This window comes from Desulfomicrobium macestii, assembly GCF_014873765.1.
GTDB lineage: Bacteria > Desulfobacterota > Desulfovibrionia > Desulfovibrionales > Desulfomicrobiaceae > Desulfomicrobium > Desulfomicrobium macestii.
The window spans coordinates 1-14734 of the sequence record NZ_JADBGG010000004.1; the positions used below are offsets into that span (position 1 = coordinate 1).

Genomic DNA, 14734 nt, shown 5'->3' on the forward strand with positions numbered 1-14734 from the left:
CCGACGAGCTCTGGATGGGCCCATTCTCGGTCGCCATATGCTTGAGCATACCCGTTATGCTGTGGAAGAATTTGCAGAACTTGACGCACACAACTAAAAACAGTTTCTAGTTTTTCCTGGTCTGAAAAGAGTCGGGTAGCTCGGTCGAGCGGGGCTTTGGATACGAGGATGTTAGGGACAGGCTGCCCAGAAGATGGGATGCTTGGCAGGCCGGAGTGAGGGCCACAACTCGAGGTGATGTATCTACTTTGGTTTGAAGTATTGTTGACAGTGCTTTTTATAGCGCCTAAAAAAGTACTTATCAAAGCATTAAAGGAGTTCGGAATGTCCGTGATTACAGCAAATGAAATCAAACGCAGGGGCGTGGCGTGTATCGCTGAAAGTTTGGTTCATGCTCCGGAGGTGGCCATCTCCGTGCGTGGCAAGAACGCGTATGTCGTCATGAGCGTGGAACAGTATAACCACCTGCGCGAGTGCGAACTCGAAGCGGCCCTGCTCGAAACGCGGCGGGACAAGGCCCAAGGCGCGATAGCTCATCGATCCGTCGCCGAGCACATCGAAAGCCTGGGCCATGAATAAATTTGCGATCATCTTTACTGAGAGCTACTCCCGGAGAGCGAGAAAATTCTTCAAGGCGCATCCGGAACTCCTCGGCCAATACGAAAAATGCCTGTTCCTCATGGAGGCAAATCCTTTCCACCCATCCCTTCGCATTCATCCACTGCAAGGCCGGCTGGCCGGACTTCATTCCATTTCCATCACCATGAGCTACAGGCTGACCATCGAATTTCTGATTGAAGACAAGGAGATCATCCCGGTCAATATTGGGACCCACGATCAGGTTTATGGTTGATCACGGCGGTTTTGTCGATGCTGCCCAGTCTCACGGATACTCCTAGAGCCAGTAGCCACGGGCTGGTTCCTCCTGAGGCCGGTCTCACTGTCGTTTGAGGGAACACGGGGGCGCCCATCAAAAGGACCCAGGTCAAGAGAAAGTATTTCCGATTGTCTGACCCTCGATTTTCCTCGTGTATCATTTCTCCCAGAGGCCCGATATCGGTACGGCATAAAGCTGGTTTCCAAAGGGAACAACTGCCTCGCCGTCGTACATCACAACCCCGGCCACAAACCGGTTTTCCACGGCCTGCTGGAGTTTTCGCAGACCCTTGAAATCATCGCCGGTCACGGTCGATGACGCCTTCATCTCTACCCCGGCGATCCTCCCCCCGCATTCCAGCACCAGATCCACTTCCATCTTGTCCTTGTCCCGGAAATGCCTGAACGAGACCGCATCATCCAGCCAGTCTGCCTGGTGTTTGAGTTCCAGACAGATGAATGTTGCGAGTATCCGGCCAATCACGACGCGGTCTTTCCAGAGAGCGTCGGCACCCAGGCCGAGTAGCGCGCAGGCCAGGCCTTTGCAGCAATGCGGGTAGGAACTGCGGGGATTTTCTTCCGGCGAGTTCCGCCTGGGCCAGGGGGTGGGGTTTGAAACTGCAAGTTTTTGTTCGTCCAATTGTAAGTTGATGCTCGTCCAATTGTAAGTTTTATAGTGCGAATTCAATTTAAAATTGAATGAATTCAAATAAATAGATTTTTGTGCTTCGATTCGTTCGCGAAACACAAAACGGCTTCACCTGCTTCCTTTCCAGCGCAAAATTCCTGGGTTCGGGATGCCGCCCGTCAGGTTTGTTCATCTTCTTCCATCCCTTGAAATACCCCACGCCCTTCAGCACGGACCGCGCATGAGCCGTTTAAAGCAGCAGGCCCAGCACGAGGGGCAGCGTCAGCAGGGCGAGGAGGGTCTGGATGGTGATGATGGCGGCCATGCGGTCGTGGTCGCCGCCGAGGACCCGGGCCAGGATGTAGGAGGATACAGAGACCGGGACGGCCGCGAAGACCAGACAGACGCCCATGGGCGTTCCTGAAAGACCCAGGGTTCGTCCGATGCCGAAGGCAAGCAGCGGCAGCAGCAGAAGCTTGAAGACCGAGCCGACGCCGATGTCCTTCCAGCCTTGAAGGGCCGCCGTGAACGACATCCCTGCGCCTACGGCCAAAAGTCCCAGGGGCAACGAGGCGCTGCCCAGGAGGTGCAAGCCTTCCAGCACCGGGGCGGGCAGGCCGATGTTCAAGAATTGCAGGGTGAAACCGGCGATGCAGGACAGAATGAGCGGATTGCGGCCGAGTTGCACCAGCGTCTCCCGTAATCCGCGAATGCTGGTGTCGCGTCCATGTCTGGACAGAACCAGCACGCAAAGCACATTGACCAGCGGGATGATGGTCATGAGCGCAACCGCGGAAAGGGTCAGGCCCTCGTCGCCGAAGAGACCTCCGGCGGCAGAGAGGCCAAGATACGTGTTGGGCCGGATGGCGCCCTGAAAGATGGAGGTGAAGGCCGGTCCGTCTTTTTGCACCAACGGTCGCATGAACATGAGCAGCCCGGCGATCACGGTTATGGACAGCGCCAGCGTGACGGACATGAACAGCACCGGCTGATCTGCGATATGCAGAGTGGCCAGCTTGCCCACGAGCAGGGCCGGGAAAAGCACGTAGTAGGTCAGTCGCTCGACTTGAGGCCAGAAGGCCGCACTTGGAAATTCCGCCTTGCGGAGCACGAAGCCCGTTAGAATAAGTAAGAAAATCGGCAGGATGGTCTGAAGAACGTTCACCTGGCACCTCCGCAGGGCGTACCGTAGATGCACCAACGGCGGCTGTAAAGAAGGATTGCATAGGACCGAAACGTCCTGTCTTTTCATTTTTTTTTGGCGTCGCTCCGCCTTTCAGATTTTTTTTCTGGCCAGAAGCATCACGTGCATCTATGCTTTTGAAGCCTTTTCATCGATACATTCATCCGGGTACGCTTGATGATGGCCTATCCGGGCGCAGAGTCCGCTTCAGGTGTGCAGAATTCGTGGGTGTCGCCATTTTGTGCAGGGCTCTTGTGCAATTTGTTGCGTGCATTAATCGTATAAAAATAGTCCGATTTAAATGTTTTGAGCTATTTTCATGAAATCATGGGGCTTATGAGTTCAAGCATGGCAGTTGCTTATGTTTTGCCGAGATTATTATGCCGGAGGTTCATGATGAGGATGTCCCTGACCCGCCTGGCCGTTTGGGGCCTTGCCGCGGTGCTGGTCTTTGCGGGCAAGGCCGCGTTCGCGGACGAGTGGCCGGAGCAGAGCGTTCTGCACGGTTATCTGGAGGAGGGCGCGCGGGCCAATCCGGGTCTGCAGGCCGCCTTCGCTCGCTTCGAGGCCGCCCTGGACAAGGTGCCCCAGGCCCGGGCCTGGCCCGATCCGAGGCTGTCTTTCGGCGTCTTCACCGTGCCCGTCGAGACGCGCACCGGGCCCCAGCGCATGCGTTTCGGCGTGGCGCAGATGCTGCCGTGGTTCGGCAAGCGCGACCTCAAGGCCACCATGGCCGAGCGCGAGGCCGCGGCCCTGCTGGCCCAGGCCCAGAGCGCCAAGCTGACACTTTTCCGCGAGATCGGGGCCGCCTATTTCGAGTACGCCTATCTGGGCAAGGCGCTTGATTCCGCGCGGGAAGAGCTTGAAATATTGAAATATTTCGAAGCACTGGTGGAGACCCGGTACGCCGTGTCCAGCGCCTCCTACGCGGATTTCACCCGCGTCCAGGTGGAGCGGGCCAAGGTCGAGGAGCGCGTCGCTTCCCTGAACGATTACCGGTTTCCCCTGTCCGAGCGCCTGCGCACCCTGCTGGGCAGGCCCGCCGGGGAGATACTGCCCATGCCCGGCAGCGTCCCGCTCATGGACACGAATTGGGATGACGGCCGGATCACCTCGGCCATCACGGAACACAACCTGGCGCTGGCCGCCCTCGACGCCAAGGCCGAAGCAGCCGATGCGGCCGCGGATCTCGCACGCAGGGAGTTCTTTCCGGACCTGACCGTGGGGCTGGAGTCCATCTACACCGACGCCCCGCGCATGGCCGGGGTGGTCAACGAGGGCAAGGACCCAGTGGCCATCACCTTCGGCATCAACCTGCCCTTCGACCAGGAGGCGCGGGAGGCGGCGGTGCGGCAGGCCAAAAATTCCGCCCGGGCGACGCGCCTGGAGCGGGCGGACAAGGTCGCGGGCCTTGAGGCCCAGGCCAGCAGGCTGCTCTTCGGCGTCCGCGACGGGTCCAGGCGCCTTGAGCTTCTGTCCGGAACCATCGTGCCCAAGGCTCGGCAGAACCTTGATGCCTCCATGGACGCGTACCAGGCGGGCAAGGCCTCCATGCTGGACCTGCTGACCGCCGAGAAGACGCTCATCGAACTTGAACTGCAGTACCACCGGGTGCTGACGGACCAGGCCGTGCGCCTGGCCGATCTCGACGTCCTGGCCGGGGAGGAGATTCCCCGCACATTTTCGAGGACCCCGGCTTTGGCCGGGGAAGAACAGGCCCGCGACCTGCGGGTCTCCCTGACCAAACCCGAAGCCTCCAAGTGAGGCAAGGAGAACCATCATGAAAAAGCTCATTCTGCTCTGCGCGGCCGCCACCGTCTTCGCCTTCCTGTCCCTGTCCCCGGCCTGGGCCGCGCCCCAGACCGAATGCCCTGTCATGGGCGGCGCCATCAACAAGGAACTCTATGTGGATTACAAGGGCGAGAGGGTGTATTTCTGCTGCGCGGGATGCCCCGAGACCTTCAGGAAAAATCCCGAGAAGTACATGAAGAAGCTCAAGGCCGAAGGCGTCGAGCTGGAAAAGGTCCCGGCCGAAGCCGCTCCGGCGGAAAAGAAACAGTAAACCTTCTTCGAGGGATGCATGAACGCGACACTCAGGAAATACGCGGTGTGGGCCACGGCCGGATGTCTTCTCGTGGTCCTCGGCCTTGGCGGGGGGTACCTCCTGTGGGCGCCTCCAGGGTCCGGGCATGACGGACACGACCATGCCGGACAGGAGACCGCCGAAGGCGCGCCCGCCGCGTCCCTGTGGACCTGCTCCATGCATCCCCAGATCAAGCTGCCCGAACCCGGGCAGTGCCCCATTTGCTTCATGGACCTCATTCCCCTGGCCATACCGGACGGCGAGGACCGGCGGACGAGCCTGCGCCAGCTGAGCCTTTCCCCGGACGCGGCCCGGCTGGCGGGCATCCGGGTGGAAGCGGCGCGCCTGGCCGAGGTCTCCGTGCAGACCCATCTCTTCGGCAAGGTGGCCTACGACGAATCGCGCGTGGGCGTCATCACGGCCTGGGTCGGCGGTCGCATCGACAGGCTGCACGTGGACACGACCGGTGCCGTGGTCCGGGCCGGGCAGGCCATGGCCCTCGTCTACAGCCCCGAGCTGGTGGCGGCCCAGGCCGAACTCATCCAGGCCGTGCGGGCCCGCGAGCGCATGTCGGGCGGCAGCCGTCTGGTCGCGGACTCCGCCCTGCGCATGGAGAACGCCGCCCGCGAGAAGCTGCGTCTGCTGGGCATGGGCAAGGCGCAGATCGAAGGCATGGTCAAGCGCGGAACCCCGGCGGACCATGTCACCCTGACCGCGCCGCAGTCGGGCATCGTCATCGAGAAGAAGGTCGTGGAAGGCATGTACGTGCAGACGGGCATGCCCATCTATGCCGTGGCGGACCTCTCGCGGGTCTGGGTGGTGCTTGAGGCCTACGAATCGGACCTGGTCTGGATGGCCCCCGGCAAAGACGTGGCCTTCAGGGTCGAGGCCCTGCCGGGGCAGGAGTTCACGGGCAAGGTCGTGTATGTGGGCACGTCCGTGAACCCGGCCACGCGCACCGTGGAGGTGCGGGTGGAGGTGCCCAACCCCGGGCTGGCGCTGAAGCCCGGCATGTTCGTCAGCGCGATGCAGCAGGACGGGGCCGCGCAGCGGCCGCGCGAGCTGGTCATCCCGGCCTCGGCCCCGCTCATCACCGGGAAGCGCGCCGTGGTGTACGTGGCCGACCCGGATCGGCCCGGCGTGTACGAGGGCCGGGAGGTGGTGCTCGGGCCCCGGACCGACCAGGGCTACGTGGTCCGCGGCGGCATCGCCGAGGGCGAGCTGGTGGTGGTGCAGGGCAATTTCCGCATCGACGCGGCCCTGCAGATCGTGGCCCGGCCGAGCATGATGAACCCGGCCGAGGCCCCGGCCGCGAGCGGGGTGCGCTTCGCCGACGTGCCGCAGCCCTTCAGCGTCCGCCTGGCGGCCCTGGCCCAGCGCCTCGGGGCCGTGGAGGAATCCGTGGCCGCGGGCGGCCTGGACGCTGTGCGCGGCGCGTACCATGATTTCGGCAAGGCCCTGAACGGCGTGGACGCCGACGCCCTGGACGGCGAGGCGGCCCTGGAATGGAAGGAGCTGTCCATGCTCCTGGGGAACGACGCCCTGCTGGGTTACGAGTCCCCGACCCCGCGCCGCGCCGCCCAGGTGCTGGACGACATGCGCGGGCATTTCGCCCGGGTCCGGGCCGCGTTCCCCCTGCAGGAGCTCACGGCCAAGATCGAGGCCCCCGCCGGGTTGCGCAGCGCCCTCGACGCCCTGTACGCCGCCTATATTCCGGTACAGGAAGCCCTGGCCGGCGATGACGCGAACACGGCCCACGCGGCTCTCGTCCTTTTCAGGCAGGCCCTCGGGCAGGCCAACGAGAGCGCTCGCGCCGAGGGCGGTGAAGCATGGTCCGGGCATTCGGCGGCCATCGCTTCGGGCCTCGACGAGATGGAGCAGGCCGCCGAAATGGACGGCCTGCGCGCCGGGTTCTACCCCCTGTCCGTGGCCATGTCCCGCATGGTGGAAACCTACGGCGCAGGGCAAGGGCCGGTCTACGAACTCTACTGCCCCATGGCCTTCGGCAACCAGGGCGCGACATGGCTGCAGGGTGATCCGAAGGTCAACAACCCCTATTTCGGGGCCGCAATGCTGCGTTGCGGCGAGGTCAAACGCCAGCTGAGGGGCGAGTAGGCATGAGCGAGCACACGTCCCTCATGGACCGCATCATCCGCTTCTGTCTGGATCAGAAGCTCGTCGTCGTTCTTCTGGTCTGCATGGCGCTGGGCTGGGGCTTCATCGTCGCCCCATTTGCCTGGCACGCGCCCGGCATCGAGCGCGACCCCGTGCCCGTGGACGCCATCCCGGACATCGGCGAGAACCAGCAGATCGTCTTCACCGCCTGGCCTGGCCGCTCCCCCCTGGACGTGCAGGACCAGGTCACCTATCCGCTGACCGTGTCCCTGCTGGGCATGCCCGGCGTGAAGACCGTGCGTTCCTACTCCATGCTCGGCTTCTCGACTATCTACGTCATCTTCGACGAGGAAGTGGAGTTCTACTGGTCGCGCACGCGCCTGCTGGAGAAAATCAATTCCCTGCCCCCGTCCACATTGCCGTCCGATGTGCGCCCGACCCTGGGCCCCGACGCCACGGCCCTGGGCCAGGTCTTCTGGTACACCCTGGAGGGCCGCGACCCAGACGGCCGGCCCACGGGAGGCTGGGATCCCGACGAGATCCGCTCCGTGCAGGACTGGTACGTGCGCTACGCCCTGACCTCGGCCGAGGGGGTGAGCGAGGTGGCCGGCGTGGGTGGCTTCGTGCGCGAGTACCAGATCGAGGTCGATCCCGACGCCATGCGCGCGGCCGGCGTCAGCCTGCCGGAGATTGTCGGCGCCCTGAAGATGGCCAATATGGAGGTGGGCGCCGGGACCATGGAGATCAACCGCGTGGAGTACGTCATCCGCGGCGTCGGTTTCATCAAGAATCTCGAACAGGTGCGCACTTCGGTCATCAAGATGCGCGACTCCATCCCCATCACCGTGGACGACGTGGCCCACGTCAGCTTCGGCCCGGCGAACCGCCGCGGCCTGCTGGACAAGGGCGGGGTGGAGGTGGTCGGCGGCGTGGTCACCGTGCGCTACGGCGAAAACCCCCTGGCGGCCATCGACGCGGTCAAGGCCGAGATCGCCCGCATCGCTCCCGGTTTGCCGGAGAAGGTCCTGCCCGACGGCACGCGCTCCAAGCTGACCATCGTGCCCTTCTACGACCGCTCGGGCCTCATCCACGAGACCCTCGATACGCTCGGTTCGGCCCTCCAGCAGCAGATCCTGATCACCATCATCGTGGTTCTGGTGCTGGTCATGCACCTGCGCAGCTCCTTTCTCATCTCGGCGCTTCTGCCCATGGCCGTGATGATGTGCTTCATCGCCATGAAGCAGTTCAGGGTGGACGCCAACATCGTGGCCCTGTCGGGCATCGCCATCGCCATCGGGACCATGGTCGACATGGGCATCATCATCTGCGAGAGCATCCTGCAGAAGATGGACTCTTCGCCCGAGGACACGCCCATGAGCAGGGTGGTCTTCGAGGGCGCCTCCGAAGTCGGCAGCGCCGTGCTTACGGCCGTGAGCACGACCATCGTCGGCTTTCTGCCCGTCTTCTTCATGACCGGGGCCGAGGGCAAGCTGTTCGGCCCCCTGGCCTACACCAAGACTTTTGCCCTCATCGCCTCCATCATCGTGGCCCTGACCATCCTTCCGGCAGCGGCCGCGCTCATTTTCCGCCGCCGGCAGATGCGTCCGTCCCTGTGGTTCGTGGCCGCCCTGGTGGTCGCTGGTCTTGTGGTCGCGGTCTGGAAGTCCGTCTGGATCGGTTCGGGCCTCGTCGTGGTCGGCCTCTACCGCCTGGTGTACGATCGGCTGCCCGAGCGTTGGCAAACCTGGCTGCGCTGGGGCGCAAGCCTGGGCCTGGCCCTGGCCGTGACCGTGTTCCTGGCCCTGGACTGGCTGCCGCTGGGGCTGGAGAAGGGGCGGATGGTCAACACCTTTTTCGTGATTGGCCTCATCGGCCTGCTGATGGGTTTTTTCCAGGTCTTCCGCCTTGCATACGGGCCGCTGCTGAGAATTTTTCTCCGGCATAAAGCCCTTTTTCTCGTCATTCCGGGTGTTCTGACCCTGTTTGGAGGCGTGGTCTGGCTCGGGGCCGCCCCCTTCCTGTCCGTCCTGCCCGAGGGGCTGCGCACCACGCGGCCAATGGTGGCTTTCGTCCACGCCTTCCCGGGTCTGGGCAAGGAGTTCATGCCGCCGCTGGACGAGGGCTCCTTCCTCTACATGCCGACCACCATGCCCCACGCCTCACTGGGCGAGGTCAAGGACCTCCTGGCCCTGCAGGACATGTCCATCCAGGCCATCCCGGAAGTGGAGAGCGCCGTGGGCAAGCTCGGGCGCGCGGACTCGCCCCTGGACCCGGCGCCCGTGTCCATGGTCGAGACCGTCATCAACTATAAGAACGAGTACCTGCTGGGCGCCGATGGCAGACGCCTGCGCTTCGTCTGGCGCGAGGACGCCAAGGACTATTTCCGCGACGCGGGCGGCACCCCGGTCCCTGCGGCCGACGGCATGCCTTATCTGGTGCGCGGCTGGTTCGAGCGCGACGAACAGGGCCGCCTCATTCCCGACGCGGGCGGCCAGCCCTTCCGGCTCTGGCGGCCCGCGCTGGACCCGGACCTGAACCGGGGGCGCGAGGCCTGGGGCGGGATACAATCCCCCGACGACATCTGGGACGAGATCGTCAAAGCCGCCGAAGTGCCCGGCATGACCTCGGCCCCGAAGCTGCAGCCCATCGCCGCGCGCATCGTCATGCTGCAGTCGGGCATGCGCGCGCCCATGGGGGTCAAGGTCAAGGGGCCGGACCTGGCGACCATCGAGTCCGTGGCCATGGAGGTGGAACGGTTGCTCAAGGAAGTGCCCATGGTGCAGCCGGCCGCGGTGGTGGCGGACCGCATCGTGGGCAAGCCGTATCTGGAGATCGTGCCGGACCGCGAGGCCATTTCGCGCTACGGCATCATGCTCGCGACGGTGCAGGAGATCATCCAGGCCTCCGTGGGCGGCATGGTGGCGACCACGACCATCGAAGGCCGCGAGGTGTATCCGATCCGGGTGCGCTACATGCGCGACCTGCGCGATTCCGTCGAAAGCCTGGAGCGCATCTCCGTCCCGGCCGCAGGCGGCAGGCAGATCCCGCTCGGGCAGCTGGCCGAGATCCGCTACGTGCGCGGCCCCCAGGCCATCAAGAGTGAAGACACGTTCCTGCTGGGCTACGTGCTCTTCGACAAGAAGCCGGGGTATGCGGAAGTGGACGTGGTGGAGTCGGCCAAGGCGTACCTCGATCAGCAGCGCGCGGACGGCAACCTGGTCATCCCGGCGGGGGTGACCCTGGAATTCGCGGGAAGTTACGAGAACCAGGTCCGGGCCCAGAAGAAGCTCATGGTCGTCCTGCCCGTGGCTCTGTTGCTGATCGTCATCATCCTCTATCTGCAGTTCGGGTCCATCGCGACCACGCTCATGGTCTTCTCGGGCATCTTCACGGCCTGGTCGGGAGGGTTCACCATGATCTGGCTGTACGGACAGGACTGGTTCCTGAATTTTCACCTGGCCGGGGTGGACATGCGCGAGCTTTTCCAGGTCCAGCCCGTCAACTTGAGCGTGGCCATCTGGGTCGGCTTCCTGGCCCTCTTCGGCATCGCCTCGGACGACGGCGTGCTCATGGCCACCTTCCTGGACGAGAGCAAGGCGCGATCGAAGCCGGACTCCATCGCCTCCATCAGGGAGATGGTCCTGGAAGGGGCGAAGCGGCGCATCCGGCCGGCGGTCATGACCTCGGCCACGACCATCCTGGCCCTGGTGCCCATCCTGACCTCCTCGGGCCGTGGCTCGGACATCATGATCCCCATGGCCATCCCGTCCTTTGGCGGCATGGTCTTCGCGACGATCACGGTTTTCGTAGTGCCGGTGCTGTATTGCTGGGTGGAGGAGTGGAAGCTGCGGTGGAAGAGGGGTTGAAAACGCCCCTGATGCACAAAAAAAAGCCCCGTGCTTTCGCGCGGGGCCTAGGGGGTGTTTCCCGGAACCTCCGGGGGGCGGGAGCGTGTCCCGATTTTGTGCTGAAGTGGCGTCCCCAAGGGGATTTGAACCCCTGTTATCGGCGTGAAAGGCCGGTGTCCTGGACCTAGCTAGACGATGGGGACGCATGGTGGCTGGGCGACTTAGATTCGAACTAAGATTGACGGAGTCAGAGTCCGCTGTCCTACCGTTGAACGATCGCCCAGCAGCGAAAAGTCTCATTAGGGAAAGAGCTTTGGGCTGTCAAGATCGGAAAACGGAGACTTTCACCAGGAGCCTCCCGGGGAAAGATTCGGGTTGTAAATGGTTTTCAGGACAAGGATGTCGGAGTCCGAAAAGATGCTGTTCTTTTCTTCCTGCGCCTGCCTGGAGTTGAGGACCGTATCCACGGTTGCCTTCGGGTGGGTCATGATGCCTAGGGCGTGCATGAGTTCGTGCCGGACAATCCAGAGCTTCTGGCCGCCCGAGGTCTGAAAGTTCAGATGCAGAGCGATGTCGGCCTTTCTGATGACTCCGTTGTTCGAGGCCAGCAGCGTGAAGCCTCGGATGAGATCCCCTATCTCCTGCCAGCCCGCCATGCCCTGGGCACTTTTGCTCACGGTCGCCTGCCACTCTTCCTTGGAGTCGGTCAGAAAGAATCGGACGTTGGCCTGGTTCATGGACGAGACCTGCCTGAAGTTCAGCTGGGGGATGATGCGCCGCACTTCGTTCACGACGGTATCGATATAATATTGTCCTTCAAGGCGATCCTTGCCGCCGATCCAGAAGAGCACCGGTTCCTCGAAGCGCGTGATCTTGCCGCTTGGAATGTAGTCGCGAAGGATCGCGTCCGTGTCCGCCAGGGCCTGCGTGGGCAGGAACAGCAGGGCGATGACGACCAGGAAGAGCGCGTGTCTGTTCATTCGTTCTCCGGGATTTTAAGGTCCGGGCGGAAATGCCTGACGTAGGCCCGGTAACAGGAAGTCACGGGCGAAGACGGGTCCATGCAGGGCAGCAGGTTGCCGAGGATGTCGGGCTTCGGGGCCTCGGGGCGCGGCGGAAACTTCGGGAGCAGGGATTGGTCCAGGGCGGGGCGACCGGCCATGAGCTCGATCTGCACCTTCTGAAAATAGGCGTTGCCCAGAAATGCGTTGGCCTTGTCCAGGATGTTCTGCGCGAAGAAGGAAAACTCCTGCATGACCATGGAGTTGGTCGCCCCAAGAAGCATGGTGGTTTTGCGGTGTCCCAGGGGGCGGATCATTTCCGCGATCTCCGCCCCGAGAATTTCGGGCCAGTGTCTCCACAACCGGGCAATGGCCAGCTCCAGGGCGGCTTCCGGCGTGCCGAGGACCGTGTTCAGCGCCTCGGAGGCGGACCGGACTTTCTTTTGTCTTTGCTGCATCTTTTTTTAACTAACCGTCTTGCAGGTGCCAGGCAAGACTGGTTCTTGACCTTAGCGTGGAGGGCATGTAGGCGAGCCTATATCAGGATATCTTGATATATAAAAATAACCACACGCGTCACTCATGAAACTACTGACCCAGACCAAGGCCCTGGCCGATGAAACCAGGCTTCGCCTCGTCGGCGTGCTCGCCGCGCATGAGCTTAACGTGGGTGAGATCATGCAGGTTCTGGACATGGGCCAGTCGCGCATCTCGCGGCATCTCAAGATTCTTATGGACGCCGGGCTGGTGGCCTGTCAGCGCCATGGCTTGTGGGCCTTCTATTCATCCTCCTCGACCAACGGCTCCCGCGCATTGCTGGCGGCCGTGCTGGAAGGGCTCGGGGAACTGCCCGAGCACCGGCAGGATCTGGACCGTGCCGCACAGGTCCTGAACGATCGCCGTCTTTCGACGACCCGTTTCTTTGACGGCATCGCTTCGGACTGGAACCGCCTGAGCCGCGAGATGCTCGGCGATTTCGCGCTTGGGCCGGTCATCATGAAGCGCCTTGCCGCCGCCGAGACGCAGCGGGGCACCGTGGTCGATCTGGGTTGCGGCCCGGGGCTTCTGCTCGGACATCTGGCCGGAGCGGCGGAATGCGTCATCGGGGTGGACAACTCGCCGCGCATGCTCGACGCGGCAGCCAAGCTCCTGCCCGAGGGGCTTGAGGTCAGCCTGCGCATCGGCGACCTCGAACATCTGCCTCTGCGGGACGGCGAAGCGGACGCGGCCATCATGTCGCTGGTGTTGCACCATCTGGCCGCGCCTCAGGACGGCATCGCCGAAATGGGCCGGGTGGTCCGCCCCGGAGGACAGGCGGTGCTGGTGGATTTTCTGCTGCACGACAACGAGACCCTGCGCACGCGCTACGGCGACCGCTGGCTCGGTTTTTCCCCGGACGATCTGCAGTCGTGGATGGAGAAGGCCGGATTCCAGGAGCTGAGCTGCGAGCGGCACTCCGTCAATCTGGGGCTGACCCTCATGGTCATCACCGCCCGCCGGGAAGAATTTTCAGTTTAACATCAGGTGGCCAAAGCCACAGACAAGCAAGGAAAGGAGATACCATGACGTTACCCATTGACCCAACGCTTGATCACAAGGTCGCCGACATGAGTCTGGCCGATTGGGGATCCAAGGAAATGCAGCTGTCCGAACGCGAAATGCCCGGACTTATGGCGCTCATCGACAAGTACGGCAGCGAAAAGCCCCTGAAGGGCCTGCGCGTGACCGGAAGCCTGCACATGACCATCCAGACGGCCATGCTCATCAAGACCCTGCATGCTCTGGGAGCGGATGTGCGCTGGGCCTCCTGCAACATTTTTTCCACCCAGGACCATGCCGCGGCCGCCATTGTCGAGCAGGGCCTGGCCAAGGTTTTCGCCTGGAAGGGCGAGACCCTGGAAGATTACTGGTGGTGCACGGAGATGGCCCTGACCTGGCCCGACGGCACTGGTCCGGACCTCATCGTCGATGACGGCGGCGACGCGACGCTTCTGGTCCATGAGGGCGTGAAGGTCGAGAAGGACCCGTCCCTGCTGTCCCGGACCACGGACAACAAGGAATTCCGCTGTGTGCTCGACCGGCTCATCGTCAGCGCCAAGGCCGATCCCCAGAAGTGGACGAAGATCGCCGCCCGCATCCGCGGCGTGTCCGAGGAGACCACCACCGGCGTGCATCGCCTCTATCAGATGGCCAAGAACGGCGAGCTGCTCTTCCCGGCCTTCAACGTCAATGACTCCGTGACCAAGTCCAAGTTCGACAACCTCTACGGCTGCCGCGAGTCCCTGGCCGACGGCATCAAGCGGGCCACGGACATCATGGTCGCGGGCAAGGTCGTGCTGGTCTGCGGCTACGGCGACGTGGGCAAGGGCTGCGCCCAGTCCATGCGCGGCTTCGGCGCGCGCGTGCTCATCACCGAGGTTGACCCCATCTGCGCGCTGCAGGCGGCCATGGAAGGCTACGAGGTCACGACCATGGTCAAGGGTTGCCAGGAGGCGGACATTTTCGTCACGGCCACGGGCAATTACCATGTCGTGCGCGGCGAGCACATGCTGGCCATGAAGGATGAAGCCATCATCTGCAACATCGGTCACTTCGACAACGAGATCGACATGGGCTTCCTGGAAGACACACCGGGCTGCACCAAGGTCACGGTCAAGCCGCAGGTGGACAAATGGACCCTGCCTTCCGGCAAGAGTCTCATCATCCTGGCCGAAGGCCGGCTGGTGAATCTGGGCTGCGCCACCGGCCACCCCAGCTTCGTCATGTCCAACTCCTTCACCAACCAGGTTCTGGCCCAGCTCGATCTGGCCAAGAACGATTATCCCCCGCAGGTCATGACTCTGCCCAAGATTCTGGACGAGGAAGTGGCCCGCCTGCATCTGGCGCGTCTGGGCGTGGAGCTTGAGACCCTGTCCACGGAGCAGGCCGATTACATCGGAGTGCCCGTGACCGGTCCGTACAAGCCCGATCACTACCGCTATTAACAACCTCCCCATGCAA

12 protein-coding genes and 2 tRNA genes are annotated in these 14734 nt (G+C 63.0%); 8 read left to right on the forward strand and 6 right to left on the reverse strand.

Features of this window, described 5'->3' with window-relative positions:
• Positions 1 to 324 precede the first annotated feature (324 nt).
• Together H4684_RS03500 and H4684_RS03505 are read left to right on the forward strand one after the other, a co-directional pair.
• Positions 325 to 579 carry a prevent-host-death protein gene (locus H4684_RS03500; RefSeq protein WP_092188982.1) on the forward strand — a complete coding sequence of 85 codons (255 nt, stop codon included), beginning with the start codon at positions 325 to 327 and terminating at the stop codon, positions 577 to 579.
• Positions 572 to 853, forward strand: coding sequence for a type II toxin-antitoxin system RelE/ParE family toxin (locus H4684_RS03505; RefSeq protein WP_092188980.1), 282 nt, complete (start codon positions 572 to 574; stop codon positions 851 to 853). Before H4684_RS03500 ends, H4684_RS03505 begins: the two co-directional genes overlap by 8 nt.
• A 180-nt stretch (positions 854 to 1033) precedes the next feature.
• Here H4684_RS03505 and H4684_RS03510 read toward each other — a convergent pair whose 3' ends face one another.
• Complete coding sequence (locus H4684_RS03510) at positions 1034 to 1624, reverse strand: DUF4143 domain-containing protein (protein ID WP_318779608.1); 591 nt, start codon at positions 1622 to 1624, stop codon at positions 1034 to 1036.
• 130 nt (positions 1625 to 1754) lie between these two features.
• Complete coding sequence (locus H4684_RS03515; RefSeq protein WP_318779609.1) at positions 1755 to 2669, reverse strand: AEC family transporter; 915 nt, start codon at positions 2667 to 2669, stop codon at positions 1755 to 1757.
• A 411-nt stretch (positions 2670 to 3080) separates the two neighbouring features.
• On the opposite strand from H4684_RS03515, the gene H4684_RS03520 reads away from it, so the two are divergent.
• The 4 genes from H4684_RS03520 to H4684_RS03535 are packed head-to-tail and all read left to right on the forward strand — an operon-like array spanning position 3081 to position 10751.
• Complete coding sequence (locus H4684_RS03520; protein ID WP_192622842.1) at positions 3081 to 4451, forward strand: TolC family protein; 1371 nt, start codon at positions 3081 to 3083, stop codon at positions 4449 to 4451.
• 16 nt (positions 4452 to 4467) lie between these two features.
• On the forward strand, positions 4468 to 4749 hold the full coding sequence (locus tag H4684_RS03525; protein WP_092188974.1) for a YHS domain-containing protein: 282 nt from the start codon (positions 4468 to 4470) through the stop codon (positions 4747 to 4749).
• 18 nt (positions 4750 to 4767) lie between these two features.
• A complete protein-coding gene (locus tag H4684_RS03530; protein ID WP_192622843.1) occupies positions 4768 to 6885 on the forward strand; it encodes an efflux RND transporter periplasmic adaptor subunit in 2118 nt (705 codons plus the stop codon).
• Between the two features lie 2 nt (positions 6886 to 6887).
• Entirely contained in the window at positions 6888 to 10751 is a 3864-nt protein-coding gene (locus H4684_RS03535; RefSeq protein ID WP_192622844.1) for an efflux RND transporter permease subunit, read from the forward strand.
• A gap of 107 nt (positions 10752 to 10858) precedes the next feature.
• Here the strand turns inward: H4684_RS03535 and H4684_RS03540 are convergent.
• The 4 genes from H4684_RS03540 to H4684_RS03555 form a co-directional block, all read right to left on the reverse strand.
• Positions 10859 to 10936, reverse strand: a tRNA-Glu gene (locus tag H4684_RS03540).
• A 6-nt stretch (positions 10937 to 10942) separates the two neighbouring features.
• Positions 10943 to 11016 (reverse strand) — tRNA-Gln (locus H4684_RS03545).
• 61 nt (positions 11017 to 11077) lie between these two features.
• On the reverse strand, positions 11078 to 11713 hold the full coding sequence (locus H4684_RS03550) for a DUF2927 domain-containing protein (RefSeq protein WP_092188968.1): 636 nt from the start codon (positions 11711 to 11713) through the stop codon (positions 11078 to 11080).
• Positions 11710 to 12192 (reverse strand): DUF721 domain-containing protein, encoded by a 483-nt coding sequence (locus H4684_RS03555; protein WP_161949012.1) that lies wholly within the window; start codon positions 12190 to 12192, stop codon positions 11710 to 11712. The genes H4684_RS03550 and H4684_RS03555 overlap by 4 nt, the downstream gene beginning before the upstream one ends.
• Positions 12193 to 12316: 124 nt before the next feature.
• Here H4684_RS03555 and H4684_RS03560 point away from each other — a divergent pair, with 124 nt between their 5' ends.
• Together H4684_RS03560 and ahcY are read left to right on the forward strand one after the other, a co-directional pair.
• On the forward strand, positions 12317 to 13252 hold the full coding sequence (locus H4684_RS03560) for an ArsR/SmtB family transcription factor (RefSeq protein ID WP_192622845.1): 936 nt from the start codon (positions 12317 to 12319) through the stop codon (positions 13250 to 13252).
• Between the two features lie 44 nt (positions 13253 to 13296).
• Positions 13297 to 14718: an adenosylhomocysteinase gene (ahcY, locus tag H4684_RS03565; protein WP_192622846.1), complete on the forward strand. Its 1422-nt coding sequence runs from the start codon at positions 13297 to 13299 to the stop codon at positions 14716 to 14718.
• The last annotated feature ends 16 nt before the right edge of the window (positions 14719 to 14734 follow it).